Source organism: Methanobrevibacter sp. 87.7, from assembly GCF_002208625.1.
Lineage (GTDB): Archaea > Methanobacteriota > Methanobacteria > Methanobacteriales > Methanobacteriaceae > Methanarmilla.
Map to the genome: position 1 here is coordinate 1 of NZ_MRCT01000161.1, position 3,737 is coordinate 3,737.

A 3,737-nucleotide genomic window follows, 5' to 3' on the forward strand; every position below is an offset into this window, starting at 1 on the left:
AACTATTAAAAATACTAAAAATTTATACTAAAAATAATTCTATAAAAGAAAATAAAAAAATACTAAAAATTTATACTAAAAATAAAAACTATTAAAAAAAATACTAAAAATAATTCTATAAAAGAAAATAAAAAAACTCAATAAAAGAAAGAATAAATAAAAAGTTGATAAAATGGATATTGATATTAGTTTAGTTGGAATGGAGAAAGGAAGTCAATATGAAACTATAATAACTAGTTTATGTGATGATGGTAGTAAAAATGCTGCACCTTTTGGAACTATTGCATATAGTAAAGATGAACTAATGTTTCGTATATTTAAAACAAGCTTAACTGCTTCAAATATTTATAATAGAAGAAAATTTATTGTAAATATCACAAATAATGCAAAAATATTTACATTATCAACAATAGGAAAACTACCAAAAGAATACTTTACAGATGATAAAGAAGCAATACTAAATAATTGTGATGCATACTTAAAATGTGAAGTAGAAACACTTAAAGAAGCATATAAAAAACATGACCCTGTAAAATCAGATGGAAAATCATATATTATTAAAGCAAAAGTTATAGAAATTGTTAAAAATAAACCATGTCCACAAATTGTAAATCGTGGATTATATATGCTTATAGAATCCCTTGTTAACTATACACGTATTGATATAGTTGATGATAAATTAAAAGAATATTATTTAGATAGATTTTCAGAAGATCAAAGAGTTATAAAAAAAGTAGGTACAAAAAACGATAAAGAATCTATTGAAATACTTAAAAATGTATTAGAAGATAAAGGATATGAAATAAAAAAATTTGAACCATAACATTAATAACTATTTAATAGCTATTATTTAATCTTCCTATTTTTAATATATATTAATTAAAGTATTGTATAATTAATAATTAACTCATTTTATTTTATAAAAACAATCAACTGATTAAATAAGTAAAAAATAAGATAAATATTTAATTAAATATATTAAACTTAAAAAATAGAATATAATTATTATTCATTAAAAAAAATGAATAAAAAAATAGGGGGTAAATTATGGATAAAAAACTTTTAACAAGTATTATAATTATTATAATTATTGCTATTATAGCTGGAGTAACTGCTTTTGTTTATTTTTCAAATCCAAATGTTCAATATACTAATGTTGAACTAAGTCCTAGTTGTACTATAGATATTCCAGTATCTAATAATTTAGTAAATAATACAATTGGAGATAATATATCTCAAATAAATGATACACAAAACGATTTTTTTATAATGTATTATAATAGTAATTCAGGAAACTTATCATCTAGTTTAGGTGATGGTGTAAAACTAGCAGCAATTAGAGATTCATATAAAATAGGTGCAGAACAAGAAACAATAAACAATGAAACAGTTTGGTATAATAAAGATACTAAATATTATATGACATTTCTTGGAAACGACACTACACATGATAATATTTTAATTGTTACTAAAAATAAAAATATTTTAACACATGTAATGACAAGTATAAAATATTTCCAATAAATAACACAACAATAAGTACTAATACAGTTATTAGTAGTGATAATGACAATAGTAATACTAAAACTAAAAATAAAAGTAAAAATAAAACAAATAAAGGACAAAACACTACAACAGTAAATTACTATGAATTTAATTACTACGATAGTGGTGATGATTATAGTGATAGTTACTCTGAAAATTATGATGGTGGTGGTAGTGCTTATGGAGATAGTTACTACTATGAGAGTAGTTAATTAATAAGTAATACTACTCTATTTCCTTTTTTAATATAAACTAATTTATAAACTACTTATTTTAAAATTTAATTAAAAATAAATACTTATTTTTTAAATTTAGAACCTTAAGAATTAAAATATTTATCTTAGTTAAAAACTTATTTAAATATATAAAAACCATTGAATTAATAAAGATTTTAAATTTTTATATTTAAATGATTTAAACTAATTTACTCTCTTAAAAATACTTTAAACCAGATTGTTTTATATGCACCATAATCAGAAACATTAGAAACTATACCATAAATTTCTTTTCCACCATCCATTAAATTAGAAAGTATTTTATTACTATTTCGTGGAATATATCCTACTTTTACACCATCATACCTAACTAAAATAGCATGTTCATCTCTTGGATTATTCTTTTCTCTATAGAATTTTAATTGATCATCTCTTTTAACATTATCTAAAAAATCATCATCAATATAATAATGTAAACCTGCAACTGGAAGAGAAATTAAATAAATATCAGAAATAAAAGGTTCAACTTCACCACCATTATGAATATAACCTATATATTTCCCTATTTCTGTTGGAATTTTTTCAATATTTGCCATATTAACCCCCTCTGATTAATAAAATAATTTTTAAAATTTCTTTTATAATCAATAAAACTTAATTTTAAGTTTTTTACAAATTATTATCCTATAAAAATATATAAAATTTAAATATTTAATATATTACCTATATAAACATCTAAAAACCTAAACCTTTAATAAATTATGATACTAAATCATAATCATCTAAATTAAAACCTAAACTTTTAATAAATTATGATACTAAATCATAATCATCTAAATTAAAACCTAATTCTTTTAATTTACTTTTCAATTTATCATTATAATATTTTAATCTATCTTCTCTATCCTTAAGTAAAAATTTAAGATCCTCTTTATATTTTTTAGTTTTATCCTCATTTACTAATAATTCTCTTTTATTATATGGAAAATTTGTTTTTAAATGATCAATTTTAGAATGGAATTCAAAGATTAAATTTTTTAATTCCTCCTCAGAAGAAAAAAATTCTTTATTATCTTCAGAATCAAAAGCCATAAAATACAAGATATTTAATTCTTCTAAATCCCCCATTTTAAATGCATCAGTAACTCTAATAAATAATGATTTTTCAAAATCAGTTTGATTCTTATTTAAATCTGGATGTAAACGTTTAATAAGTTTTTTATATTTTGTTTTAAGCTCTTTTGTATCTTCTTCAGATAATAATTTCCCATTTTCTCTAATTTTTAAAGTATTAAATACATCTTCAATTGATTCATTTAATCTTTGAGTATACTTCTCAAATTCTTCTTCTACTTTTTTATTAATTAATGAAATATTTATTTTTTCTTCATTATTAATAGCTTTTTGAATCAATTTAAGCTTAAATTTAATTTTATCAATTTCTACTTCTTTACTATGAATATTGTATTCTAATAACCCAAAGTGAAATATATATTCCTCCTTTAAGTTAGGACAAATTTGGTTGTTAAGAGATTCATATTCAAATATTAAATCTTCTAATTCCTCTTTTAATTTTACATATTCAGGATGAAGTTCTATAGGATACATGATTAAAAATTTAACTTATAAATATTTAAATTTTATTAAAACTAGTTAAAAAACTAAACAAATAGGTAAATAAATATTTTAATTATAGAATAAAATTCATTTAAGATAAGAATGAAAATAGATTATTTAAATATAAAAAAATAGCTATTTAAATAAAATTTTAAAAAATAATAAAAAAGCTATTTAAAAACTATTTAAATAAAAATTAAAAAATAAAAAAACCAATAAGTTTTTAATTATAAAATAAGCTATTTTAATATAATAATATGATTAAAATAAAATATTAATTTAATTAAAATAGATTTAAAGAAAAAATTAAAAATATTTTTAAAATTAAAAAACAAGATAAATGTTTAGATAAATATTATT

The 3,737-nt window shown here is 19.2% G+C and carries 4 protein-coding genes; 2 read left to right on the plus strand and 2 right to left on the minus strand.

Annotated elements, in window-relative coordinates:
* The first annotated feature begins 172 nt into the window (after positions 1-172).
* The gene (locus tag BGI41_RS07070) at positions 173-823 is read left to right on the plus strand and encodes a DUF447 domain-containing protein (protein ID WP_088539896.1); all 651 of its coding nucleotides are present in this window, start codon (positions 173-175) and stop codon (positions 821-823) included.
* A gap of 224 nt (positions 824-1,047) precedes the next feature.
* Complete coding sequence (locus tag BGI41_RS07075; protein WP_088539898.1) at positions 1,048-1,524, plus strand: hypothetical protein; 477 nt, start codon at positions 1,048-1,050, stop codon at positions 1,522-1,524.
* 445 nt (positions 1,525-1,969) lie between these two features.
* Here BGI41_RS07075 and BGI41_RS07080 read toward each other — a convergent pair whose 3' ends face one another.
* Both BGI41_RS07080 and BGI41_RS07085 read right to left on the minus strand, forming a co-directional pair.
* A complete protein-coding gene (locus tag BGI41_RS07080) occupies positions 1,970-2,356 on the minus strand; it encodes an HIRAN domain-containing protein (RefSeq protein ID WP_088539900.1) in 387 nt (128 codons plus the stop codon).
* A 214-nt stretch (positions 2,357-2,570) separates the two neighbouring features.
* Complete coding sequence (locus BGI41_RS07085; protein WP_088539902.1) at positions 2,571-3,368, minus strand: hypothetical protein; 798 nt, start codon at positions 3,366-3,368, stop codon at positions 2,571-2,573.
* Positions 3,369-3,737 lie beyond the last annotated feature (369 nt).